Genomic DNA, 24994 nt, shown 5'->3' with positions numbered 1-24994 from the left:
GCCGGGCGAAGCATTGATCACGCGACGCGCCGGGAGGGGAGCGTCGGGACCAAGTTTTCCAATCCGTCTGATGACGGCAACCGGGAGGAAATGAAATGAACCATATCACGAAGCTTTTGACTGCGGCGATGACGGCAGCCTTGGTGGCGACAGGTGCCACAGCCGCAATGGCTGATGGGGCGAAGATCTTCGTCATCGGCGGCAAGGCGGACGACCCGTTCTGGTCGAAGGTCAAGAAAGGTGCGGACGACGCCGGAAAGGTCGCCGAACTGACCGGCGGCTCGGTGACTTGGCTCGGCCCGCAGAACTACGACAATCTTGGCCCGGACGCCGCCAAGCTGATCCGCACCGCGCTCAGCCAGAAGCCGAGCGCCATCGTCGGTCCCGACTGGGTGCCCGAGGCCATGGATGACGCCTTCAAGGAAGTCGTTGCCGCCGGCGTGCCGCTCATTATCTACAATTCCGGCGGCATGGACGCAGCCAAGCGGCTCGGCGCCATGAACTATGTCGGCAACGAGGAATACGTGGCCGGTGTCGGCGGCGGCGCCTATTTCGGCAGCCATGGCGCCAAGAATGTGCTGTGCGTCAACACCTTGCCGGGCTCCACCAACACCGAAGACCGCTGCAAGGGCATCGCCGACGCCATCGCCAAGAGCGGCGGCAAATCCATCCAGCTGCCGCTGCCTTCATCCAGCTTCGGCAACCCGACCGCGGTCGCCGAGGCGATCAAGGCCGCCGTGCTGAAAGACAACACCCTCGACGGCCTCATCACCATCAGCGCCGGCGACGCCAACAGTGCGGCCAACGCCATCAGCCAGGCCAATCTTGGCGACAAGGTCAAGCTCGCTTCCTTCGACATGGACGAAACCGGCCTGCAGCGCATCAAGGACGGCACGCAGATGTTCTCGATCGACCAGCAGCCTTATCTGCAGGGCTATCTCGCGGTGTCGCTGCTCAACGGCTTCGTCAACTACGGGCTCGACCTGCCGACGAAGCCGGTGCTGACCGGACCGGGGATCGTCGATGCCGCCAACGTCGGCGCGACGATGGGTGGTGCGGCGGCGGGCGCCCGCTAATTCGCGCAAACCGAGTGTCCGGCCCCGCCGTGGGCCGGACATCGCCGGCCGGCGCCCCTCCGAGGGCCGCGCCAGGCACCCCCATTGTTCAAGCCAGGGACCACTTCGATGACATCCCAAGCCCATGACCAACCCGCCGTGGTAGCGACTGCGCTACCCACCCCGCATTCCTCGATACCCTCGATCGGCAGGCTCGTCCGGCGTCCGGAGGTCGGCTCGCTGATCGGCATGATCGCCGTGCTGGTGTTCTTCTCGATCTTCGGCGGCGCCAACTTCATGTCGGCCGGCGGTGCCGCGAGCTGGCTCAACGTCGCCTCGGAACTCGGGATCATCGCCCTCCCGGTGGGGCTATTGATGATCGCCGGACATCTCGATCTCTCTGTCGGCTCGATGATCCCCGCCAGCTCGATGACCATCGCCATCATCTCGGGCCACTACGGCCTGCCGATCATCGTCGGCATCCTCGCGGCCCTCGCCCTTGGCCTCATCGTCGGCTTCATCAACGGGCTCCTGGTAATCCACACCAAAGTGCCGTCCTTCGTCGTCACACTGGCAACGCTGTTCGCGCTGGCCGGCCTGACGCTCGGTCTCTCGATCATCCTGTCCGGCAGCACCAGTGTTGCGCTGAAGAGCGGACCGATCGCCAAGCTCGTGTTCGGCGACTATCTCGGCGGCAAGTTCCAGGTGACCCTGTTCTGGTGGATCGCCATCGTCCTGGTCGTCGGGTTCGTCCTGAACTTCTCGCGCTTCGGCAACTGGATCCTGGCCATGGGCGGTGACGCGGTCAGCGCCCGCAATGCCGGCATCCCGACGGACCGGGTCACCATCGCGCTGTTCATGAGCAGCGGCCTGTGCGCGGCCTTCGTCGGCATGTCGCAGGCGATCCTCTACAACAGCGCCCAGGTGGCTGCGGGGCAGTCCTTCATCTTCAACTCGATCATCGCGGTGGTCATCGGCGGCGTGCTGCTCACCGGCGGCTATGGTTCGGTGGTCGGCATCGTGCTTGGCACGCTGACCTTCTCCATCGTCAACCAGGGCATTTTCTACACCGGCTTCGACGCCAATTGGGCAAGCCTAATCATCGGCGTCCTGCTGCTGGCGGCCGTGCTGATGAATAACACCTTCCGCACCATGGCGCTGACCTACGCGCCGCGTACCAAATCGAGGGTCCGCTCATGACCACGCCCCTGCTCAGGCTGACCGGGATCAACAAGTCGTTCGGTCCGATCGACGTGCTTCACGACATTTCGCTGGAGGTCAACAGAGGCGAGGTGCTGTGCCTGCTCGGCGACAATGGCGCCGGCAAGTCGACGCTGATCAAGATCCTCTCCGGCGTCCACAAACCGACATCGGGCACGATGGACATGGACGGCAAGGCTGTCGCCTTCGACAGCCCGCGCGACGCCAGCGACCACGGCATCGCGACGGTGCACCAATTCGGCGGGACGTTCCCGCTGATGAGCATCGGCCGTTCCTTCTTCGTCGGCGCCGAGCCGACACGGCGCTGGGGACCGCTCACCATCTACGACCGCAAGCGGGCCAACGAGATCGCCGTCACCGAGATGCGCCAGCTCGGCATCACCCGCATCGACGACGGCGATCGCCTGGTCGGTGGACTGTCCGGTGGTGAGCGCCAGGCGCTGGCGATCGCGCGCGCCGTCCATTTCGGCGCCAGCGTGCTGATCCTCGACGAGCCGACTGCGGCTCTTGGCGTCAAGGAGGCGGCGCATGTCCTGCGCATCGTCCTGCAGGCACGCCGCAAGGGCATCGCGGTCATCTTCATCACCCACAATGTCGTTCATGCCCTGACCGTCGGCGACCACTTCGCCGTCCTCATCAGGGGCGCCAAGGCCGCCGACTTCCGCAAGGGCGAAAAAAGCCGTGAAGCGATCACCGACCTGATGGCAGGCGGCGAGCAGATGGCTGAACTCGAAGCCGAGATCGAGAGCTTCTCGGCGGCTGACGACAGGCATGCGCCGCATGGCGCAAGCCATGCATGAACTCAGTGAAGACGCCCATCTCCTCCTCCCGGGCATCTTCCTGTGCGGCCGGCGGAACGCGTGGTTCCGCCGGCTGTCTTTTCGACCACCCCAAGAACAGACTGCAGGGCGACAATGGCAAAGTGGATTGATGCGTGTGCGGCCGATGATATCGAGGAAGAGGACGTTATCCGCTTCGATCACGAGGGCCGGACATTCGCCATCTACCGCAGCCCTGACGATGCTTTCTTCTGCACCGACGGGCTGTGCACGCATGAGAAGGTGCATCTGAGCGACGGGCTGGTTATGGAATACAGGATCGAATGCCCCAAGCATAATGGCGTGTTCGATTACCGGACCGGCGAAGCGCTGCGCGCACCGGTCTGCGTGAACCTTAAAATCTACAGCACCAAGGTCGAGGACGGCCGCGTGTACATCGAGGTCTGACATGTCCGATACCTTCACCCTTGCGGCCTGCGCCGAGATGCTCTGGCGCGACCGGCCGATGGAATGGCGCGTGCGTCGCCTGACCGAAATGGGCTTCCAGGTCGGCCTCTGGAACTGGCCCGATCACGACCTCGCAATGCTCGAGAAATCCGGCGCGACCTTCTCGATCATGAACGGCTATCTGCGCGGCCGTCTCTCCGATGACGAGGGCGCCGCGGAACTGCTGAAGACGGCAAAAGAGACCGCGGCGGTCGGCAAACGCCTCGGCGTCGCCCGGCTCAACCTGCACGGCACCGGGCTGGGCGAAGGCGGCCTGCCGGTCACGCCCTGCGAGACCGTCACCGGCGCCATGTGGCTCAAGGCACGCGACACGCTGAACCGGATTGCCGACCTTGCCGAGGCTGAAAGCGTGACATTCACGCTGGAGAATTTGAACCTTCCGGTCGACCATCCCGGCGTGCCGTTTGCACGCGCCGAAGACACGCTTGCGCTGGTGTCGAGCGTCAACCGGCCGGGCCTGCGCCTCAACCTCGACCTCTACCATGCACAGATCGGTGAAGGGAACCTGATCGAGCTGTGCCGCGCTTGCCTGCCATGGATCGGCGAGGTCCAGGTGGCCGACGTGCCGGGACGAATGGAGCCCGGCACGGGCGAGATCAACTATCGCGGCATCGCCCGCGCGCTGAAGGACATGGGCTACCGCGGGCCGGTGGGCATGGAAGCGTTTGCCTCCGGTGATCCCGAAGCGGCACTGCACGCCTTCCGCGACGCTTTCACCATCTGAGGAACAAGAATGGTCACCAAGAACAGCCGTCCCACCGTCGCCGACATCCGCGCCATGAAGGGCCGTGGACAAAAGATTTCCATGCTCTACGTCACCTCTCTCGAAGAGGCGGCGGCAGCTGATGCGGCCGGCATAGACATGCTTTCGATCGAGGGCCGCTTCTTCTCGCCCGAGATGCGCGAGGCGGCCGGCCGATGCTTCGTGCAGGTCGGACTGCCCTACGGTCCTGCCGGCAATCTGGTCACCTCGGAGGACTATCTGAAAACCGCCTACCAGTTCATGCGCATCGGCGGCGACTGCTTCTACTGCGCCGCCTCGCTCGATATCCAGAAGGCGCTCTGCGACAACGCCGTGCCGGTCGTCGCCCATGTCGGCCTGATCCCCTCGCAATGCACCTGGACCGGCGGCTTCAAGGCCGTCGGCAGGACGGCCGAGAGTGCGCGTGCGGTGTGGGATCACGTCAAGCGCCTGGAGGCCATAGGCTGCTTCGGCGCCGAGCTGGAGGTGGTGCCCGACCAGGTTGCCGAACTGATCACGAGGAATACGCCCCTGATCATGCTTGGCATGGGCGCCGGGCCGCATGCCGACGCGCAGTATCTTTTCAGCGAGGACGTGCTCGGCCACACCGCCGGCCACAGACCGCGCCACGCCAAGACCTACCGCAACTTCGCCGCCGAATATGAGCGGCTGCAGCGCGAGCGCATCGCCGCCTATCGCGAGTTCATATCCGACGTGCAGACGGGCGCCTACCCCGAGCCGCAGCACGTGGTCCCCGTCACCGACGACGAGCTTTCTGCTTTCAAGATTGCCCTGGGTCTTTAGTGATTTGCCTAGATGGAGCGGATAATCATTTGTCCGTCGGGCGGCTATCAGGCACATCCCAGTAGGGCGGATCACCGATAGCCGTGATCAGGCATTCCGCGAACGCCTTGAGCTTGGCCGATGGCGGCGGCCCTTCAGGATACGCGATATAGATGAATTCGCCTTCGGCCTCGACGCCGATATCGACGACCTTGAGTTCACCGGTTCTGATCGCTCCTCCGGCAATGAATGTCGGCAGCAAGGCTATTCCTAGACCCGCGATCGCAGCCTCACGCATGACGTCACCATTGTTGACGAGCAACCCGATCCGACCCCGGACAATCGCAGCGCCGTCGGGGCTGGGAAAGCGCCAATCGGCGACGCCGCGATGGGTGTAGAAAATGCCCCGATGGCTGGCCAGGTCAGCCATTGACGTAGGCGCACCGTTCCGGGCGATATACTCCGGCGACGCGACGAGAACGCGTCGGCTCGCCGCGAGGCGCCATGCTATCAGCCGCGAATCCTGGATCGCACCGTGTCGCACAACCGCATCGTAACCATCTGCAGCGGCATCGGCGCGCCGGTCGTCGAGATCGAGCGTCAGTTCGATCCCTGGATGGCGCGCCAGGAAAGGGTAAAGCGCCGGCCCGAGATGCATGCGTCCAAATGTGACCGGCGCGGAGATACGCAGCGGCCCGACCAGTTCGCCGCGTCGTTCCGCCATGTCGGCGCCGGCGTCCTCCACTTCCCTGACGATGCGGCGCGCTCGTGCGAGGAAAGCTATCCCATCCTCCGTCAGGGTAAGTCTGCGCGTCGTACGATGCAGCAATGTCGTGCCCAGGCTTCTTTCGAGCTCGGCCAAACGCTCGCTCACCACCGATTTGGACAATCGTTGACGCCGGGCAGCTTCGCTGATCGAACCGGCTTCCGCGACGGTGACGAACGTGCCGATGCCTTCAAGCTTCATGATTGTCCGCATTTTCCGAAATCGAGTTCCCGAATTATATGGCTAACCAGAACGAAAGTCCTGCGCCATACTCAAGCAGGTACAGATGATGGTCACGAGACTGGGACCAATTGGCGGAGATTAAGAGATGTTCAGGTTCCTGCTTGGCCTGTTTGGCATGCTTGTGATTTCATTGCCTGCCGCAGCGCAGGTTCAATCGTTGCCCCCTGGCTTCCAGACGCAGGATATCAAGCCGGGTGACGTGACGCTGCATGTCCGTGTGGGCGGACAGGGCTCCCCGGTGGTTTTGATACATGGTTTCGGTGACACCGGTGATATGTGGGGGCCGCTGGCCACTGAACTGTCCCGCGATCACCGCATCGTCATTCCGGATCTGCGGGGTATGGGTCTGTCGTCCCATCCAGTCGATGGCTACGACAAACGGACACAGGCGGCCGACATCCGCGCAATTCTGACCGCGCTTGATATCGACCATGCCATCATTGTCGGGCACGATATTGGCACGATGGTCGCCTACGCCTATGCGGCACGTTATCCGGACAAGACTGAAAAGCTGGTGGTGATGGACGCGCCGGTTCCCGGCATTCCGCCCTGGGATGAGGTCGTGCGCAGCCCGGCGCTGTGGCATTTCGACTTTGGCGGGCCGGATGCAGAGCGGCTGGTGGCGGGACGTGAACGCATCTACCTTGATCGTTTCTGGAACGAATTCGCAGGCGATCCGTCCAAGATCAACGAAGCAACGCGTGAACACTATACGAAGTTCTACGCCCTTCCGGGAGCGATGCGCTCGGCCTTCGCGCAGTTCCGCTCTATCCGGCAGGACGTCGAAGACAACAAGGTATCCATGATGACGAAACTCACCATGCCAGTGCTGGCAATCGGCGGCGAAAAATCCTTTGGAGCAACCGAGGCGGTCGTCATGCGCAATGCCGCGACGGACGTGACCGAAGTTGTGGTCCCCCATTCGGGACATTGGCTGATGGAAGAGCAGCCGGAGGCCACGATCGCAGCCGTGAGGACTTTTCTCGACCGGAAGTGAGGCGCACAAGTCTTCGCCCGGCGAGTTCCTTGGTTTGATCCTCAATCGTATCGCTGACTGACAGAAAGATTCCGAAGCCGGTAAAAGCAGATGGAGGTGCCAGCCTGCTGCTCCGTACCGAGATAATTCAGATAATGCCTCGGCTGCGCCACTCGCAACGGTTGCAGACACTTACCCGGTAACGCCGATCCGTGGATTCGCCCCGCACGCCGGGGCCGCATTGCCTTCTGCAACCGCTCGCTGGATAGTCCCAGCAATGTTCGAGACTCTGGCGACTCACTGGCCCCAAATCCTTGCGATCATCTCGGTGGTGATGGCGACAGTCGGCATCATCCACGTCGTCATGACCAAGGAAGATGTCCGCGCAGCCACCGGCTGGGTCGGCGTGATGGTGCTGTCGCCTATCATAGGCGTGCTGATCTATGCCGTCGCCGGTATCAACCGCATCCGTCGCGCCTCGATCAGCGCGCAGCGCCCACTTACCGGCGGCGCGGTGTCCGCCAAGCATGAGCGCGACGTTGCCGCCGAAGAGGCCCTGATCGTCGAGCTATACGGGCAGCGGTTCACCGGTCTGCGGACACTGGGCGACAGGGTGGCGCGGCGCGCGCTCCACCCTGGAAACGCAATCGATGTGCTGGAGACAGGCGACGAAGCCTATGCCGCCATGTGCGCGGCGATTGACGGCGCCGAGCGCAGCATCCTGCTCGAGACCTATATTTTCGACAATGATGCCGTCGGCATGCTCTTCGTCGAGGCGCTCGCCGGCGCCGTCCGGCGCGGCGTCACGGTCCGCGTACTGATCGATGCCGTCGGCGCCCGCTATTCCGTGCCGAGCATCCTGGGGCATCTGCGCAGCGCCGACATCACCGCCGATGTCTTCAACGGCAACATCGTCATGGGCCTGCGCCTGCCCTACGCCAATCTCAGGACCCATAGGAAGATCCTGATCATCGACGGTAAGGTCGCCTTCACCGGTGGCATGAACATCCGCAAGGGCTTCTCGGCCGAGTTCGCAGGTTCCAACTGCGCCAGGGACACGCATTTCCGGGTCACTGGTCCGGTCGTCGCCGATCTCTTCTCGGTCGCCGCCGAGGATTGGCGCTTCGCGACCGACGAACCGTTGAAGGGCGATGCCTGGCGAATTGGGCCGCTGTCGCCTGCGCCCGGCCTGCCCATGCTGGTGCGGGCGGTCGCGTCCGGCCCGGACGCCAGCATCGAGACCAACCACAAGCTGCTGATCGGCGCGTTCTCCGTCGCTCGCAAATCGATCCGCCTGATGTCGCCCTATTTCCTGCCGGACCGTGAACTGATCAGCGCCTTGGCCACAGCTGCAAGGCGCGGCGTCGAAATCGACATCGTGGTGCCGGCGGTCAACAACCTTTTCCTTGTCGACCGCGCTATGACGGCGCAGTTCGATCAGCTGCTGAAGAACTATTGCCGCATCTGGCGCACGAAGGGACCGTTCGACCATTCGAAGCTGCTTTCGATCGACGGCGTGTGGGCGTATGTCGGCTCTTCCAACCTTGACGCCCGGTCGCTGCGGCTGAATTTCGAGATCGACCTCGAGGTCCTCGACGCCGGCTTTGCCAGCGAGATCGGGGCACGGATCGGATCGGCGCTCGCCACCGCAGTGCCGGTGACCCTCGACGCCTTGCGGGCCCGACCTTTCCTAATCAGGCTGTTCGACCGGGTATTGTGGCTCGGTTCGCCCTATCTCTAGCCAAGGTTGGCGCGTGTGAAGCCTGCCTGTCATGGAATATATGCCGACGGCGCCTATTTTGACTGTAGCCCGGTTCCGAATTGAAGCCAGCGAGGACGAGCAGCACGGATATGCACAGAACTGGACGCAGCCTTCCGGCAAGCATGCTTCTATCCATTCGCGACCGCAGGATGCGGAAGGCAAACGCCGGTGCGCCCAAGCGGACAGGCACAACCGGAACGCTGGTTGCCTCCTACAACGTCCACAAATGCATCGGCCTCGACAGGAAGTTCGATCCCGACCGGACCAGCCGCGTCATCCGCGAAATCGATCCTGACGTGATTGCACTGCAGGAAGCCGACAACCGCTTCGGCGACCGTGACGGGCTTCTCGACCTGTCTCGCCTGGAACATGAAACCGGCCTGGTACCGGTGCCGATCGCAGCCAATGGCAAGGGGCATGGCTGGCATGGCAATGTCCTGCTGTTCAAGAAGGGCGTCGTCCGCGACGTGCATCAGATCAGGCTGCCGGGGCTGGAGCCGCGCGGCGCCGTGGTGGCGGAGATCGATCTTGACGGAAATCGGACCCTGCGCGTCATCGCCGCCCATCTCGGTTTGCTGCGCCGGTCCCGTTCGCAGCAGGCCCGCGTCGTGCTGGATATCATGAACAGCCCCGATGCCACGCCGACGCTCCTGCTCGGCGATCTCAACGAATGGCGGCTCGGCAACCGCTCCGCGCTGAATACGCTGCATGTCACCTTTGGCCCGCTGCCGCCGGCAGTGCCCACCTTCCCGTCGAACCTGCCGCTGCTGGCGCTCGACCGCATCATGGCCAACCGGCACGGCATGATCTCGGCCGTGGAGGCGCATGACACGCCGCTTTCGCGGGTAGCGTCCGACCACCTGCCGCTGACGGCATTTGTGCGCCTGTAAGGCAAATTGTCCCGCCGATGACGGCCAACCTGGCGTCCACGGCTATGAAAAGCGATATTGGAACGCTAAGTCTTCCCGCGAGTTCATAAGATTGAACCTAGGAGGACAAGATATGAAAAACCTATTCCTGGCTTCGGTGATGGCATTGGCCGCAACGGCCGCCGTCATTGCGCCAACGCAAGCCGCAAGCTTGATTATCCAGTCCGACGACAACCAGTACTCATCGGACGATCAGCCCGACAACGGTGGCCAGATCATCATCCGCCGCCATCATGACCGTCATTACGATGACAACCAATATGGTGACGATCAGAACGACGGCGCGCAGTTTGGCGACTATCAAGGTGGTGAGTATCGCCGCCACCACCGGCGCGATTACGATAACCAGTATGGTGACGACAGCGTACAGTTCGGTGATTACCAGGGCGGCGAATATCGCCGCTACCACCGGCATCACCGCTGTCATATCGAACTGGTCAGGACCTGGCGCCACCACCACAGGGTGATCGAGGAAGTCCGCGTCTGCGGTTGATCTCGCCCGGAACAACCGGTCGGCACAAGCCGGCCGGTTTTCGCTTTGCCTCATCGGCCGATGATCAGCTGACGAAAATAACGCTGCCATTCGAAGTCGGTGATTTGCGACGGCATCGAACTAGCCGTCGGCGGCGGCCTGCTGATGCGCATGTAACAGGCGCGCCGGCCGTCATGACGCGACAGCAGAAACAGCAGAAACCGAGGCGAAAGACCGGCCGGCATGGCCGGTCAAACCTGTCCAACTGTTAATTCGACTTGGGTCGGTTTCGGCCATATTGGTTGATGGGGGTGAGAGATGCCGCCATGGACCAGCAGTTGGAAATACCCCTGCAGACGCCCCTGCAAACGAATGTCGCGCAACGCCGTTCGCGTGGCTGGATCCCGTGGCTGATCTTTATTGCAATTGTCGCCGCCACCGGCACCTATCTCTACCAACGCCCGCATGTCGAGGCCAGGCAGCCCGGTGGCAGAAGAAACGCGCAACCGATGTCGATCGGCGCCGCCACCATCGAGAAGGGCACGATAGACGTCACCCTCAACGCGCTTGGCACGGTGACCTCGCTCTCCACCGTCACGGTCAAGCCGCAGGTCATCGGCCCGCTTGTCCAGGTGAACTTCAAGGAGGGTCAGGACGTCGCCAAGGGCGATCTGTTGGCTGAGGTCGATCCCCGTCCCTACCAGGCAGCACTCGCCCAGGCCCAGGGCCAGCTAGCGCGCGACCAAGCGATGCTGAAGGACGCCCAGCTCGACCTTGCACGCGACAAGACACTGGTCACCCAGGGAGCGGCGACGCATCAGACGCTCGACGCGCAGGTCGCCCTGGTTGCGCAGGACGCCGGCTCCATCCAGGTCGACCAGGCCTTGGTTCAGACAGCCACCCTCAATCTCGACAATTGCCGCATCCTGGCGCCGGTCGACGGCCGCGCCGGCTTGCGCCAGGTGGATGAGGGCAACTACGTGACGCCGGGCGATGCCAACGGCATTGTCGTCATCACGAGGCTGCAGCCGATCAGTGTCCTCTTCACCGTGCCCGAGGACGACTTGCCGGAGATCGCGCAGCGCCTGCAGCAGGGCGCCACGCTGCCCGCCACCGCCTTCGACCGCGCCGGCAACAAGAAGCTCGCCGACGGCCAGCTTGAAACCTTCGACAGCCAGATCGATCCGAGCACCGGCACCATCAAGCTGAGGGCGGGTTTTGCCAACGAAACGCGCATTCTTTATCCGAACCAGTTCGTCAACATCAAGCTGCTGGTGGACGAGCACAAGGACGTGGCAATCGCCCCGATCGCCTCGATTCAGCGCGGCCAGCCCGGCACCTTCGTCTATCTAGTCAATCCCGACAGCACCGTCTCCGTGCGCAAGGTCACGCTTGGCGTCACCAATGGCGAGCACGTCGAGATCCTGGCGGACCTGACCCCCGGCGACCGCATCGTCGTCGACGGCGCCGACAAGCTTCGCGACGGAGCCCATATCAACCTGCAACAGGACGGCCAGACACAGGCTCCGTTACAGACAGCCCCGCAGGCCTCGGCGCCTGCACCGGCAGGGACAGCGCCTCAACCGCAGACGCAGCCACCCGATCAGCCGGTATCCTCGACGCTGAAGCCGGACGACACCGGGAGGCACAAGGGCCAGGGCCGCAAGCATCGCCATGCGGAGTCCGGGCAGCAGCAATGAGCCCGTCGCGAGCCTTCATTCTGCGGCCGGTGGCGACATCGCTGTTCATGGTCGCCATCATGCTGTCAGGCCTGCTGGCTTACCGCTATTTGCCGGTCTCGGCGCTGCCCGAAGTCGACTATCCGACCATCCAAGTGCAGACCTTCTACCCGGGCGCAAGCCCGGACGTCATGACATCCTCGGTCACCGCGCCGCTGGAAGTCCAGCTCGGGCAGATCGCCAACCTGAACCAGATGAATTCGGTCAGTTCGGCCGGCTCCTCGGTCATCACGCTGCAGTTCAGCCTGGCGATCTCGCTCGATGTCGCCGAGCAGGAGGTGCAGGCGGCCATCAACGCCGCCGGCAATCTGCTGCCGGCTGATCTGCCGGCCCCACCGATCTACGCCAAGGTCAATCCGGCCGATGCGCCGGTGCTGACGCTCGGCCTGACATCGGACACGATGCCGCTGCGCGATGTGCAGCAGCTTGCCGACACAAGGCTGGCGCAGAAGATCTCGCAACTGGCGGGCGTTGGTCTGGTCAGCCTCAGCGGCGGCCAGCGCCCGGCCGTGCGCGTCCAGGCCGATCCGCGCAAGCTCGCCGCCTATGGCCTCAATCTCGACGATCTGCGCACCACGCTGGGCAGCGCCAACGTCAACACGCCGAAAGGCAATTTCGACGGGCCGTCGCGGGCCTACACCATCAACGCCAACGACCAGCTAAAAAGCGCCGAGGAATACCGCTCGCTGATCGTCGCCTACAAGGACGGCGCCCCGGTGCGGCTGAGCGATGTGGCAACGGTGGTCGACGCCACCGAGAACAACAGGCTGGCGGCCTGGATGAACAGCACGCCGGCCATTATCGTCAACATCCAGCGCCAGCCCGGCGCCAACGTCATCGAGGTGGTGGACCGCATCAAGGCGCTGCTGCCGCAATTGCAGGCCTCGCTGCCAAGCACTGTCGACGTCAAGGTGCTGACCGACCGTACCACCACCATCCGCGCGTCCGTGCGCGACGTCGAATACGAACTCACGCTCGCCGTCATCCTCGTCGTGCTGGTCATTTTCGTCTTCCTGCGCAGCGCCCGTGCGACGCTCATCCCGAGCCTCTCGGTGCCCTTGTCGCTGGTCGGCACGCTGGGGGTGATGTACCTGTTCGGCTTCAGCCTCGACAATCTCTCGCTGATGGCGCTCACCATCGCCACCGGCTTCGTCGTCGACGACGCCATCGTCGTCATCGAGAACATCGCGCGCTATGTCGAGGAGGGTGCGACGCCGCTGCAGGCGACGTTGAAGGGGTCGCAGCAGATCGGCTTCACCATCATATCGCTGACCGTCTCGCTGATCGCCGTGCTGATCCCGCTGCTTTTCATGGGCGATGTCGTCGGCAGGCTGTTCCGCGAATTTTCCATCACGCTCGCCACCACCATCCTGATTTCCGCCGTGGTGTCGCTGACGCTGGTGCCGATGGCCTGCGCCAAGCTGCTCAAGCCGTTGTCGGCGGTGCGCGAGAACGCCCTGCAGCGCGCCAGCCGCGACTTCTTCGACTGGGTGATCAGGGGTTACGGCCGCGCGCTGACCTGGGTGCTCGACCGGCAAACGCTGATGCTTCTGGTGGCGGCGGCCACGCTGGTGTTGACGGCAGCACTCTACGTGGTCATCCCAAAGGGTTTCTTCCCGGTGCAGGATACCGGCGTCATCCAGGCCATCACCGAGGCGCCGCAATCGGTGTCCTATGCCTCGATGGCCGAGCGGCAGCAAGAACTAGCGGCGATCATCCTGAAAGACCCCGATGTCGACAGCCTGTCATCCTTCATCGGCGTCGACGGCACCAACACCACGCTCAATGTCGGCCGCATCCTGATCAACCTCAAGCCGCATGAAAAGCGCACCGCCGACATCACGCAAGTCATAGCAAGGCTGAAGCAGGCGACCGCCGCCACGGCCGGCGTCACCCTCTACATGCAGCCGGTGCAGGACCTGACCATCGACGGCACGGTCAGCCGTACGCAGTATCAATTCGTGCTGCAGGACGCCAATCCAGACGAGCTGACGCTATGGACGCCGAAGCTGCTGGCCAGGTTGAACACGCTGCCGCAGATCGCCGACGTCGCCAGCGACCTGTCGGATGCCGGGCTCGCCGTCTTCGTCGACATCGACCGCGACCAGGCGGCGCGCTTCGGCATCACGCCGGCGACGATCGACAACGCGCTCTACGACGCCTTCGGCCAGCGCATCGTCTCGACCATCTTCACCACATCCAGCCAGTACCGGGTCATTCTCGAAGCAGATCCCTCTTTGCAGGATTCGCTCAACGCGCTGTCCTCCGTCTACCTGCCGTCATCGAGCGGCGGCAGTCCGGTGCCGCTGGCCGTGGTCGCCAGCACTCACGTCGCCACCGCACCGCTGCAAATCTCCCATATGGGGCAATTCCCCGCCACCACAGTGTCGTTCAACCTGGCACCCGGCGTGTCGCTTGGCGAAGCGGTCACCGCGATCCAGCAGGCGCAAAGCGACATCGGCATGCCACTCAGCGTCATCACCAATTTCCAGGGAGCGGCGCGCGCATTCCAGGCTTCGCTCGACAACACGCTGTTCCTGATCCTGGCGGCGGTGATCACCGTCTACATCGTGCTCGGCGTGCTCTATGAGAGCTTCATCCACCCGATCACCATCTTGTCGACACTGCCTTCGGCCGGCATCGGCGCGCTGCTGGCACTGATGATCGCCGGCGAGGACCTGACCATCATCTCGATCATCGGCATCATCCTCTTGATCGGCGTCGTCAAGAAGAACGCCATCATGATGATCGACTTCGCGCTCGACGCACAGCGCAACGAAGGCAAGGCGCCGCGCGAAGCCATCTACCAGGCCTGCCTGCTGCGTTTCCGCCCGATCCTGATGACGACGCTGGCGGCGATGCTGGGCGCGCTGCCGCTGATGCTCGGCACCGGCGTCGGCTCGGAACTGCGTCATCCGCTGGGCCTCACCATCGTCGGCGGCCTGCTCGTCAGCCAGTTGCTGACGCTGTTCACGACGCCGGTTATCTACCTCTGGTTCGATCGCCTTGCCGCCCGGCTGCGAGGCGTCCACACCGACCTTCCGCCTGCGTATGGTGCGGACGCCGCGCCATGAACCTGTCGGCTCCCTTCATCCGGCGCCCGGTCGCAACGACCTTGCTGACCTTCGGCCTGCTGGCGGCAGGACTGGTGGCGTTTCCGCAATTGCCGGTGGCGCCGTTGCCCGAGGTCGACTACCCCGTGATCTCGGTGCAGGCGTCGCTGCCGGGCGCCAGTCCGCAGGTCGTGGCAAACACGGTCGCCAGCCCGCTCGAACGGCATCTCGGCGAGATCGCCGATGTCAACGAAATGACGTCGTCGAGCAGCGTCGGCAGCGCGCACATCACGTTGCAGTTCGGCCTCGACCGCGACATCGACGGCGCCGCGCGCGATGTCCAGGCGGCGATCAACGCGGCGCGCGCCGACCTGCCGTCGAGCCTGCATTCCAACCCCACCTATCGCAAGGTCAATCCGGCCGACGCGCCGATCCTCATTCTCACCCTCACCTCCGACACTCTGTCGAAGGGGCAGCTGTACGATGCCGCCAGCACCGTGCTGGCGCAGAAACTCTCGCAGGTCGATGGCGTTGGCGAGGTGTCGGTGGGCGGCAGTTCGCTGCCGGCGGTGCGCGTCGAGCTCAATCCGCAGGCGCTCTATGATTACGGCATCGGGCTGGAGGATGTGCGCGCGGCCCTCGCCTCGGCCAACGCCCACAGCCCCAAGGGTGCCATCGACGTCGGCCCGCAGCGCTATCAGATCTACGCCAACGACCAGGCCAACCATGCGGACGCCTATCGCTCGCTGGTGGTGGCCTATCGCAACGGCGCCCCGGTGCGGCTTTCAGACGTCGGCCAGGTCAACGATTCCGTCGAGAACATCCGCAATGCCGGTCTTGCCAACGGCAAGCCGGGGGTGTTGATCATCCTCAACCGCTCGCCCAATGCTAACATCATCGCCACGGTCGACCGCGTAAAGGCGCTTATGCCGTCGCTGCGCGCCTCGATCTCGCCGGCCATCGATCTGTCGCTGGCGGTCGACCGCTCGACCACCATCCGCGCTTCGCTGCGGGAAGTCGCGCAGACGCTGATGATCGCCATCGGCCTGGTGATCCTGGTCGTCTTCGCCTTCCTGCGCGACCTGCGTTCGGCACTGGTGCCGATCGTGGCGGTGCCGGTGTCGCTGGTCGGCACGCTGGGCGTCATGTACCTACTCGGCTTCAGCATCGACAATCTGTCGCTGATGGCGCTGACGGTGGCCACCGGCTTCGTCGTCGATGATGCCATTGTCGTGCTCGAGAACATTTCCCGCCACGTCGCTTCGGGCATGGGCCGCATAGAGGCGGCGATCAAGGGGGCGCAGGAAGTCGGCTTCACCGTGCTGTCGATGAGCCTTTCGCTGATTGCCGTCTTCATTCCCATCCTGCTGATGGGCGGCATCATCGGCCGGCTGTTTCGCGAGTTCGCAATCACGCTGTCGGCCGCAATCCTGGTCTCGCTGGCGATTTCGCTGACCACCACCCCGATGATGTGCTCGATCCTGCTGCGCGGCGAAAAGGGTCGCAGCCATGGCCGTCTCTACCGCTTCAGCGAGCGCGTCTTCGACGCCATGCTGAGCGGCTACCGCCGGTCGCTCTCCTGGGCGCTGGACCATCCGCTGCTGATCATGGCTGTGCTCGCGGCGACGCTTTGCCTCAATGCTTATCTCTACATCACCATCCCCAAGGGCTTCTTTCCGCAGCAGGATACCGGCCGGCTTGTCGGCTCGATCCAGGCCGACCAGGCAACCTCCTTCCAGCTGATGTCGCAAAAACTCAGCCAGTTCGCCGGCATCGTCAGCAAGGACCCTGCCGTCGATGCCGCTGTCGGCTTCACCGGCGGCGGCCAGACCAATTCCGGCTCGATGTTCGTGTCGCTGAAGCCGCTGGCCGAACGCAAGGTTTCCGCCGACCAGGTGATCGCCCGGCTGCGGCGCGAACTTGCGGTGGTGCCGGGCGCCACCCTCTTCCTGCAGGCGGTGCAAGATATCCGCGTCGGCGGGCGTCAGTCGAACGCGCAGTACCAGTACACGCTGCAAGGCGACAGTTTCGACGACCTCGCGCAATGGGCGCCGAAACTCGCGGCGGCACTGCAGACCGAGCCGAAGCTGACCGACGTCAACAGCGACCAGCAGAACAAGGGCCTGGAGGCGGATATCGTTATCGATCGCGACACCGCGACGCGCCTTGGCATCACCGTCGGCCAGATCGACAATACGCTCTACGATGCCTTCGGCCAGCGCCAGGTTTCCACCATCTATGTCGCGCGCAACCAGTACCACGTCATCATGGAGGTGGCGCCGCAATACTGGCAGAACCCCGAAGCGCTGAAACAGGTCTATGTCAGCACGTCGGGCGGATCAGTGCATGGTTCGCAGGCGAGCAATGCGGTTGCCGGTACATTCGTCGCGCCGGGACAGTCCGGCAGCGCCGCGGCGGCAGCGACGGATGCCGCGCGCAACCAGGCGACCAATTCCATCACCAGCACCGGCAAGACTGCCGCATCGACCGGATCGGCCGTCAGCACCGGTGCCGAGACGATGGTGCCGTTGTCGTCGGTCGCGAGCTATGGCCCCGGCAGCACGCCGCTTTCGGTCAACCACCAGGGCCTGTTCGTCGCCACCACGCTGTCGTTCAATCTTGCGCCGGGCGTCGCGCTCAGCGACGGGGTCGCGGCCATCAACGCGGCGGCGGACCGCATCGGCATGCCGGCCACCATCCACGGCAGTTTCCAGGGCACGGCCCGGGTGTTCCAGGATTCGCTCTCCGACCAGCCGCTGCTCATCCTTGCTGCGCTCATCGCCGTCTATGTCGTGCTCGGCATCCTCTACGAGAGCTACGTCCACCCGCTGACCATTCTCTCCACGCTGCCTTCGGCCGGCGTCGGCGCGCTGCTGGCCCTGTCGGCCTTCGACATCGAATTCAGCATCATGGCGCTGATCGGCGTCATCCTCCTGATCGGCATCGTCAAGAAGAATGCGATCATGATGATCGACTTCGCGCTGGCCGCCGAGCGCAACGAGAACAAGTCGGCGCATGATGCCATCTACCAGGCGTGCCTGCTGCGCTTTCGCCCGATCATGATGACGACCATGGCGGCACTGTTCGGCGCCGTGCCGCTGGCCATCGGCCTTGGCGAAGGCAGCGAACTGCGCCAGCCGCTCGGCATCGCCATCGTCGGCGGCCTGGAGCTGAGCCAGATCCTGACCCTCTACACGACGCCGGTCATCTACATCTATATCGACAGCTTCGGCCGCTGGTGCCAGAGGCTGCGGTCGCCAAAGTGGCGCCCCTGGCAGCCAAGTGCACAGCCGGGAGAATGAGAAACCGGCCGCCGCCCGAACTCCTCTCTGCGATCAACGGCCTGTACCCTGGCCCGCCTCGGCTGCTTGCCATGCCTGTGGACCGGATGGAACGTCTGGACACAAGCAGCGAACGCTGAAAATGTGGTTACGTCGTCTGGGTTGCAGAGGCTCGCTCGGAACACAAGGAGGATGGCGCTGAATCTGGAAGACATTGCCGGCCATCCGGCCCTGCATCGCCATGTTCAGGCACAGTCGCTGGCGCTGATCCGCATCTATGAAGAGAGCCCCCGGTTGGCTTCCATTTTCGCCACGCAGCAGCGTTGGCTGATGGGCCATGTCGGACTTGCCATGCATTTCAGGCGTGACCCGCACGATCGCAGCAAGGAACTGACGGTGTCGCGTTTCATCGAGGTCGTGCACCAGCACGCGGTGGCCAGCCGCAACACCGCTGACGCTTTCATCAAGGAGATGCTGCACTACCACATCGCCGAATATGTGTCGGGTGGCGACGGCCGCACGCACCCCCTGCAGCCGACGGCGGCCACCGTGCAAACGTTTACCGGCTGGGTCCTCGCCCATCTGCAGACGCTGGATCAGCTCGACGGCGGCGATCGCCTGACGAGGTTCCTGGAGCGGCCCGAGATGGTTGCCAGGCTGCAGCCTCTTGTCGCGGATGGCCTGCTTTCCTCCAAGCCGGTGCGCGAACCCAACCAGACCTTTTCCCTGTTCATCTGGCTCAACAATGGCGGCATCGTCATGGACTGGCTGATGTCCGGCATCGATCCCGATCATGCCGGCCTGGACCGCATTCCGACCAGCGTGGTTTCGATCGGCGAGTTCGCCAGATGGCTCAAGCTCTCGAGGACCCATCTTGCGCGCAAGCTGCGCGCGGCCGAGAATCTCGGCAGCATCGGCTGGCTCGGCCCGCGCGGCCATTCGGTGATGTGGGTGTCGAAGACGTTCTTCCAAGAGTACATGACCGTCCAGGCCGCCAAGCTGGCCATTGTGGATGCCGCTTTCAACGCCTGTTTTCCGCCAAGCGAGGCCCGCCGACAATCGCCGTGACATCGGCCTGCCCAGGGAAATCGTAGGTCATGCACCAAACCCACGATGCTGTGAACCGGCACCGGCGGACTGCTTCTGGACATAGAAGCGGAAGGCTGAAAATGTGGTTGGGTCTTCGCAGCCGTCAGGCCGAATCGGAGCAGGGGGAGAATGGCGCTGACCTCGGAGCTTATTGCCGGCCACCCGGCATTGTATCGCTGTGTCCGTGCCCAGGCGCAGGCGCTGATCCAGGCCTACGGAATGAGCCCTCGGCTCTCGTCGGTGTTCGCCACCCAGCAGCGTTGGCTGATGGCGCATATCGGCCTCGCCCTGCATTTCAGGCGGAAGCCTGATGACTACCGCAAGCAACTGACGGCGGCACGTTTCATCGACGTGATCCGCCAGAACGCCGTCGCCAGCCGCAACACCGCTGACGCCTTCATCAAAGAGATGCTGCATTACAATTTCGTCGAGCTTCTGCCGACGGCGCAGGACGGGCGCATCCGCCCGATACAACCCACAGCAAACACGCTGGAGACGGTCGCCGGCTGGATGATGGCGCATCTGCACACGCTGGACAGCCTCGACGGCGCGAACCGTCTGGCGACGTTCCTCGAACGGCCCGACGCGCTCGCCAGGGTGCAGCCGCTGGTGGCCGACGGCCTGGTCTCCTCCAACCCCGTCCGCGAGCCCAGGCAGACCTTTTCCCTGTTCACCTGGCTCAACAATGGCGGCGTCGTCATGGACTGGCTGATATCGAGCGTCGATCCCGATCATGCCGGACTTGATCAAATCCCGACCGGCATCGTCTCGATCGGCGATTTCGCCAAATGGCTCAAACTGTCGCGAACCCATCTGGGGCGCAAGCTGCGTGATGCCGAGGACCTCGGCAGCGTCGGCTGGCTCGGCCAACGCGGCAATTCGGTGATGTGGGTGTCGGCCGATTTCTACCGCGAATACATGACCGCCCAGGCCGTGAAGCTGGCCATCATCGATGCCGCCTTCGTCGAGGCCTTCGGCTCGACGGCAGGCAGATAATCGGTGCAGCATCCCCCGTGCGGGGGATGCATGGGAACCCCGGCGTCCTTAATCGATGTCGAACGAAACGCCCTGCGCCAGCGGCAGTGCCTTGGAATAGTTCACCGTGTTCGTGGCGCGGCGCATATAGGCCTTCCAGGCATCGGAGCCGCTCTCACGGCCACCGCCGGTTTCCTTTTCGCCGCCGAAGGCACCGCCGATCTCGGCACCCGAAGTGCCGATGTTGACGTTGGCGATGCCGCAGTCCGAGCCGTCGACGCCGAGGAAGCGCTCGGATTCCTGCAGGTCGCGGGTGAAGATCGACGACGACAGGCCGGCGCCGACCGCGTTGTGCTCGTCGAGCACGGCGTCGAAATCCGAATATTTCATCACATAGAGGATCGGCGCGAAGGTTTCTTCCGTCACCGGCGAAACCTGTTCCGGCATTTCGACCAGCGCCGGATGCACATAATAGGCGTCCGGATGGCCGTTCTCGACCCGCGTGCCGCCAGTCACCTTGCCGCCATGTGAACTCGCCTCCTTCAGCGCCTTCTGCATGGCGTCGAAAGCAGCCTTGTCGATCAGCGGCCCGACCAGTGAAGAGGTCTCCAGCGGATTGCCGACCGAGACGCTTTCGTAGGCCTTCTTGAGACGTGGAACCAGGGCGTCATAGACGCTGTCATGCACGAACAGGCGCCGCAGCGTCGTGCAGCGCTGTCCCGCCGTGCCCATCGCGCCGAAGGCAATCGCGCGCAACGCCATGTCGAGATCGGCGGTCGGGCAGACGATGCCGGCATTGTTGCCGCCGAGTTCGAGCACCGCGCGGGCAAAGCGCTTGGCCAACCGCGGGCCAACGTCGCGGCCCATGCGCGTCGAGCCGGTGGCCGATACCAGCGGCACCTTGGGATGATCGACCAGGATCTCGCCGACGGCGCGGTCACCGATCAGCACCGGTGCCAAGCCTTGCGGCGCGTCGGTGCCAAAACGCTTKACCGCRCGGGCAAARATCGCTTCGCAGGCGAGCGCCGTCAGCGGTGTCTTYTCCGACGGCTTCCACACCACCGCGTCGCCGCAGACCAGCGCCAGGGCAGCGTTCCATGACCACACCGCGACCGGAAAGTTGAAGGCGGAAATGACGCCGACGACGCCGAGCGGATGCCAGGTTTCCATCATGCGATGGCCCGGGCGCTCGGTGGCGATGGTCAGGCCGTACAATTGCCGGGACAGACCAACGGCGAAATCGCAGATGTCGATCATCTCCTGCACTTCGCCAAGCCCCTCGGACGGAATCTTGCCGACCTCGATCGAGACCAGCCGGCCAAGCTCGGCCTTGTGCGTGCGCAGCTCCTCGCCGAGCAGCCGCACCAGCTCGCCGCGCCGCGGACCCGGCACCATCCGCCACGCTTGGAACGCCTTGTGCGCGGCGTCGATGGTCTTGGCCGCGTCGGCAGGCGAGATCGTCTTCAGCGCCGCGATCTGCTCACCCGTCACCGGGCTGCGCACGATCAGGTCGCCGCCGACAAGCGCGTCCTTGGCCACACCCAGTTTCGCCAGCAGCTCGGCCGTTTCCTTCGCTATGGTCATTTTTTGTCCCTTTCAGATCCCGTCGCCATCATATGGCGCCGGATCAAGCCTTGCGCCATGTCGCCTGCGTGCCGAAAAGGCACCTCAGGCACTGTCATGGCGTGGCATTACTCGTTCCAGGGGAAAATCGCCACCCCGGCATGGTCCAAGCCGAGAGCAGACCGTTGAACCAGCCCAAAAGTCAGTCATTTCGCCGTGCGGGCAGGTCCCCGTACCGCACCGTCTTTCATCAGCCGGTCGATATGCATGCGGATATGGGCGGCTTCCGCGGCCGTGTTGGCGAGCGCGATGGCGCGGTCGAAGGCGACACGCGCCTCTTCGCTCCGGTCAAGCTGCATCAAAAGGCCACCCTTGAGGCCGAAGAAGTGGAAATAGCCGGAAAGCCTCTGTTCGAGCGGCTCGATCATGGCAAGCGCCTCTGCCGGTCCACGCACCTTTGAGACCGCGACCGCGCGGTTGAGCGTGATTACCGGCGACGGCTGCATCTGTTCGAGCAGGCCATAGAGCAGATCGATCTCCACCCAGTCGGTGTCCTCGGCCTTGTCGGCTCGCGCATGCAGCGCGGCAATCGCGGCTTGCACCTGGTAGGGACCGGGTTGGCGATGGCGTAGCGCCTTGTCGACCAGCGCCAGCCCCTCGTCGATCATCTTGCGGCTCCACAGGCTGCGATCCTGATCCTCAAGCAGCACGATCTCACCGTCTTCATCGAAACGGGCCGGCGCACGCGCATGCTGCAGCAGCAACAGCGCCGTCAGTCCCATGATCTCCGGCTCGGTCTGGAACAGCCTGAGCAAAAGCCGCGCCAGGCGGATCGCCTCCTCGCACAGCGGCGTGCGGGCCGGCGCCTCGCCGCTGTTGGTCGAGTAGCCCTCGTTGAAGATCAGGTAGACCATGGCGGCGACAGCGGCGAGCCGTTCCGAGCGCTCGACCGCGCCTGGCGTTTCGAACGGCACGCCGGCGTCGGCAATGCGCGCCTTGGCGCGGGTGATGCGTTGTTCCATGGCGCTTTCGCCGACCAGGAAGGCGCGCGCGATCTGCTTGACAGTGATGCCCGAAACGATGCGCAGCGCCACCGCGATCTGCTGCGTCGGCGACAGATCGGGATGACAGCAAATGAACAGCAGCCGCAAGATGTCGTCGCGGTAATGCGCGCCGTCCAGCCGCTCGGCCATATCGCTCTCGGCATCTTCCAGGTCGGAGATCTGGTCTTCCTCCGGCATCGGCCCCTGCTTGGCACGCTTGCGCACGGCATCGATGCCGCTGTTGCGGCCGACAAAGATCAACCAGGCCGCCGGATCACGCGGCGGCCCGTTCTGCGGCCAGTTCTTCAGGGCTCTGAGACACGCATCCTGGAAAGCTTCCTCCGCCGTATCGAGATCGCGGAAATAACGCAGCAGCGCGCCCATCGCCTGCGGACGGGCGGTGTTGATTGTCGAGCTTATCCAGGCGAGTTCGGTCATGCGGGAATCTTGTTGGTGTGAAACATTTGAACCGGCCGGATCTCGTAGGAGCCGCCGCTCGGGTTGACGTCGGACAGTTCACGGGCGAACTCGACAGCCTCGTCGAGATCCGCGCATTCGAGCGTATAGAAGCCGAGGAACTGCTCCTTGGTCTCTGCGAAAGGCCCGTCGATGACGACGGCTTCGCCCTTGACCTTTCTCAGTGTCGTTGCCGCCGTGGTCGGCAACAGCCGCGCCACCGGGCCAAGTCGTCCGGCCTGGACGTACTTTTCCTGAACGTTGAGAAGCTTGCCTATGACTTCATCGTCCTGCGCCTTGCTCCACGAGCTGACGACGTCTTCGGAGGCATAGCAGAGGATTGCGTAGAGCATGGTTGGTCCTTTTCTCTGTCAAAGGACGAAACACTAGGACCGATCCCGACACGACGTCGATAAAAAAAGTCTGGGTTGCCGCGCATTTGGCAACCGCCCTTGCCGCCGGTTAGCTTTCGCGCACCTTCAGCCATCTCAGCACGAGAGCTTCCTCGCCATCGAGGCCCTCTATCGAGCGCTTGCGCTTGTTGGCTTGCGCCATTTCGTCGAGCAATCGTCCTTGCGACCAGGCCTCGAAGACCTGCGGATGGATATAGCATTTGCGGCAGACGGCGCGCGTATTGCCCAGCCGCTCGGCGACCTTGTCGATGACGCTGTTCATCACCCGCTTTTGCTGCGCCTGGCTTTCCGGCAATTCCGTCTGCGCAAACAGTGACGCGGCGTGGATGGTGCCGCCCCAGGTGCGGAAGTGCTTGGAGCTGAACGCATCGCCAACGGCCTCCCTGATATAGCAGTTGACGTCCTCTGAACGGACCGGCCGCCTGTTGCCGTCTTCGTCGAGATACTGGAACAGTTTCTGGCCCGGCAGGTCCTGCGCGCCGCGCACGATCCGGGCGATGCGGCGATCGACCAGTTTGAGCTTCCACTCCTTGCCGGACTTTCCCTTGAAGGCGAAGCGCAGGCTTGAACCGACGATGTCGACGTGGCGGTCGCGCAATGTGGTCAGCCCGAAACTCTTGTTGTCGCGGGCGTAGGCGGCGTTGCCGACGCGGATCATCGTGTTGTCGAGCAGCCAGACGACGGCGGCGACGACACGCTCGAGCGGCAGGCCGCGACGGCGCAGATCGCTGTCGATCCGGCGCCGCAGGGCCGGCAGACTTTCGGCAAAGGCGACAAGGCTAGAATATTTGGCGCCGTCGCGTTCTTCGGCCCATTGCTGATGGTAGCGGTACTGCTTGCGTCCGCGCTGGTCCCTGCCGGTCGCCTGGATATGGCCGTCGGCGTCCGGCGAAATCCACACATCCGTCCAGGCTGGCGGAATGACGATGGCCTCGATGCGCGCCCGCGTGACGTCGGGAATTGGCCGCCCGTACGGTCCCTTGTAGGAAAACCCCTTGCCTGTCTTAAGCCGCCTTATGCCGGGCTCGGCATCGCTGACATAGGTAAGCGATGCATGATCGGCCGAGGTTTGCGCCCCGTTCTTCGGCACAGCATCTTCGTCAGCCGGCCGGCCGTGCGACGATCCGGATTTTTGCAGCATGTCTGC

The 24994-nt window shown here is 63.8% G+C and carries 21 protein-coding genes; 15 read left to right on the top strand and 6 right to left on the bottom strand.

The annotated features are described in order from the left end of the window. Positions 1-95: 95 nt before the first annotated feature. From AC1DZP_RS27455 to AC1DZP_RS27430, 6 genes are all read left to right on the top strand, one after another. Positions 96-1076 carry a sugar ABC transporter substrate-binding protein gene (locus AC1DZP_RS27455; protein WP_477228079.1) on the top strand — a complete coding sequence of 327 codons (981 nt, stop codon included), beginning with the start codon at positions 96-98 and terminating at the stop codon, positions 1074-1076. A 228-nt stretch (positions 1077-1304) separates the two neighbouring features. Next, complete coding sequence (locus AC1DZP_RS27450) at positions 1305-2255, top strand: ABC transporter permease (RefSeq protein WP_477306751.1); 951 nt, start codon at positions 1305-1307, stop codon at positions 2253-2255. Continuing rightward, positions 2252-3076 carry an ATP-binding cassette domain-containing protein gene (locus AC1DZP_RS27445; protein ID WP_477306723.1) on the top strand — a complete coding sequence of 275 codons (825 nt, stop codon included), beginning with the start codon at positions 2252-2254 and terminating at the stop codon, positions 3074-3076. Before AC1DZP_RS27450 ends, AC1DZP_RS27445 begins: the two co-directional genes overlap by 4 nt. Before the next feature lie 114 nt (positions 3077-3190). Next, positions 3191-3502 carry a MocE family 2Fe-2S type ferredoxin gene (locus AC1DZP_RS27440; RefSeq protein ID WP_477306721.1) on the top strand — a complete coding sequence of 104 codons (312 nt, stop codon included), beginning with the start codon at positions 3191-3193 and terminating at the stop codon, positions 3500-3502. Position 3503: 1 nt separating this feature from the next. Next, the gene (locus AC1DZP_RS27435; protein WP_477306719.1) at positions 3504-4286 is read left to right on the top strand and encodes a TIM barrel protein; all 783 of its coding nucleotides are present in this window, start codon (positions 3504-3506) and stop codon (positions 4284-4286) included. Positions 4287-4295: 9 nt separating this feature from the next. Beyond that, a complete protein-coding gene (locus tag AC1DZP_RS27430) occupies positions 4296-5108 on the top strand; it encodes a 3-methyl-2-oxobutanoate hydroxymethyltransferase (protein ID WP_477306717.1) in 813 nt (270 codons plus the stop codon). Positions 5109-5133: 25 nt separating this feature from the next. Here AC1DZP_RS27430 and AC1DZP_RS27425 read toward each other — a convergent pair whose 3' ends face one another. Then, entirely contained in the window at positions 5134-6057 is a 924-nt protein-coding gene (locus AC1DZP_RS27425; protein ID WP_477306749.1) for a LysR family transcriptional regulator, read from the bottom strand. A gap of 124 nt (positions 6058-6181) precedes the next feature. Here AC1DZP_RS27425 and AC1DZP_RS27420 point away from each other — a divergent pair, with 124 nt between their 5' ends. From AC1DZP_RS27420 to AC1DZP_RS27405, 4 genes are all read left to right on the top strand, one after another. Further along, the gene (locus AC1DZP_RS27420; RefSeq protein ID WP_477306715.1) at positions 6182-7093 is read left to right on the top strand and encodes an alpha/beta fold hydrolase; all 912 of its coding nucleotides are present in this window, start codon (positions 6182-6184) and stop codon (positions 7091-7093) included. A 256-nt stretch (positions 7094-7349) separates the two neighbouring features. After that, positions 7350-8813: a phospholipase D-like domain-containing protein gene (locus tag AC1DZP_RS27415; protein ID WP_477306713.1), complete on the top strand. Its 1464-nt coding sequence runs from the start codon at positions 7350-7352 to the stop codon at positions 8811-8813. 110 nt (positions 8814-8923) lie between these two features. Then, positions 8924-9724 carry an endonuclease/exonuclease/phosphatase family protein gene (locus AC1DZP_RS27410; RefSeq protein ID WP_477306711.1) on the top strand — a complete coding sequence of 267 codons (801 nt, stop codon included), beginning with the start codon at positions 8924-8926 and terminating at the stop codon, positions 9722-9724. A 112-nt stretch (positions 9725-9836) separates the two neighbouring features. Further along, positions 9837-10256, top strand: a complete 420-nt coding sequence (locus tag AC1DZP_RS27405; protein WP_095084469.1) for a hypothetical protein — start codon at positions 9837-9839, stop codon at positions 10254-10256. A gap of 50 nt (positions 10257-10306) precedes the next feature. Here AC1DZP_RS27405 and AC1DZP_RS27400 read toward each other — a convergent pair whose 3' ends face one another. Then, positions 10307-10480 (bottom strand): hypothetical protein, encoded by a 174-nt coding sequence (locus AC1DZP_RS27400; protein WP_477306709.1) that lies wholly within the window; start codon positions 10478-10480, stop codon positions 10307-10309. 81 nt (positions 10481-10561) lie between these two features. Here AC1DZP_RS27400 and AC1DZP_RS27395 point away from each other — a divergent pair, with 81 nt between their 5' ends. From AC1DZP_RS27395 to AC1DZP_RS27375, 5 genes are all read left to right on the top strand, one after another. Continuing rightward, positions 10562-11935 carry an efflux RND transporter periplasmic adaptor subunit gene (locus AC1DZP_RS27395; protein ID WP_477306707.1) on the top strand — a complete coding sequence of 458 codons (1374 nt, stop codon included), beginning with the start codon at positions 10562-10564 and terminating at the stop codon, positions 11933-11935. Beyond that, positions 11932-15048: an MdtB/MuxB family multidrug efflux RND transporter permease subunit gene (locus AC1DZP_RS27390; RefSeq protein ID WP_477306706.1), complete on the top strand. Its 3117-nt coding sequence runs from the start codon at positions 11932-11934 to the stop codon at positions 15046-15048. The genes AC1DZP_RS27395 and AC1DZP_RS27390 overlap by 4 nt, the downstream gene beginning before the upstream one ends. Next, a complete protein-coding gene (locus AC1DZP_RS27385; protein ID WP_477306704.1) occupies positions 15045-18329 on the top strand; it encodes an efflux RND transporter permease subunit in 3285 nt (1094 codons plus the stop codon). Before AC1DZP_RS27390 ends, AC1DZP_RS27385 begins: the two co-directional genes overlap by 4 nt. Before the next feature lie 171 nt (positions 18330-18500). Further along, positions 18501-19376, top strand: a complete 876-nt coding sequence (locus AC1DZP_RS27380) for a hypothetical protein (RefSeq protein ID WP_477306702.1) — start codon at positions 18501-18503, stop codon at positions 19374-19376. A gap of 150 nt (positions 19377-19526) precedes the next feature. Then, positions 19527-20393 carry a hypothetical protein gene (locus tag AC1DZP_RS27375; RefSeq protein ID WP_477306700.1) on the top strand — a complete coding sequence of 289 codons (867 nt, stop codon included), beginning with the start codon at positions 19527-19529 and terminating at the stop codon, positions 20391-20393. A 48-nt stretch (positions 20394-20441) separates the two neighbouring features. Here the strand turns inward: AC1DZP_RS27375 and amaB are convergent, their stop codons facing one another. From amaB to AC1DZP_RS27355, 4 genes are all read right to left on the bottom strand, one after another. Then, on the bottom strand, positions 20442-21956 hold the full coding sequence (gene amaB, locus AC1DZP_RS27370) for an L-piperidine-6-carboxylate dehydrogenase (protein ID WP_477306698.1): 1515 nt from the start codon (positions 21954-21956) through the stop codon (positions 20442-20444). 185 nt (positions 21957-22141) lie between these two features. After that, entirely contained in the window at positions 22142-23416 is a 1275-nt protein-coding gene (locus tag AC1DZP_RS27365) for an RNA polymerase sigma factor (RefSeq protein ID WP_477306696.1), read from the bottom strand. Then, entirely contained in the window at positions 23413-23787 is a 375-nt protein-coding gene (locus AC1DZP_RS27360) for a YciI family protein (RefSeq protein WP_095084477.1), read from the bottom strand. The genes AC1DZP_RS27365 and AC1DZP_RS27360 overlap by 4 nt, the downstream gene beginning before the upstream one ends. 109 nt (positions 23788-23896) lie before the next feature. Next, entirely contained in the window at positions 23897-24988 is a 1092-nt protein-coding gene (locus AC1DZP_RS27355; RefSeq protein WP_477306695.1) for a DNA topoisomerase IB, read from the bottom strand. Between the last annotated feature and the right edge of the window lie 6 nt (positions 24989-24994).

The organism is Mesorhizobium sp. P2_F8 (genome assembly GCF_056403655.1).
The sequence above is the reverse complement of the archived record's forward strand: the minus strand, read 5'-3'. Positions and strand labels throughout refer to the sequence as shown.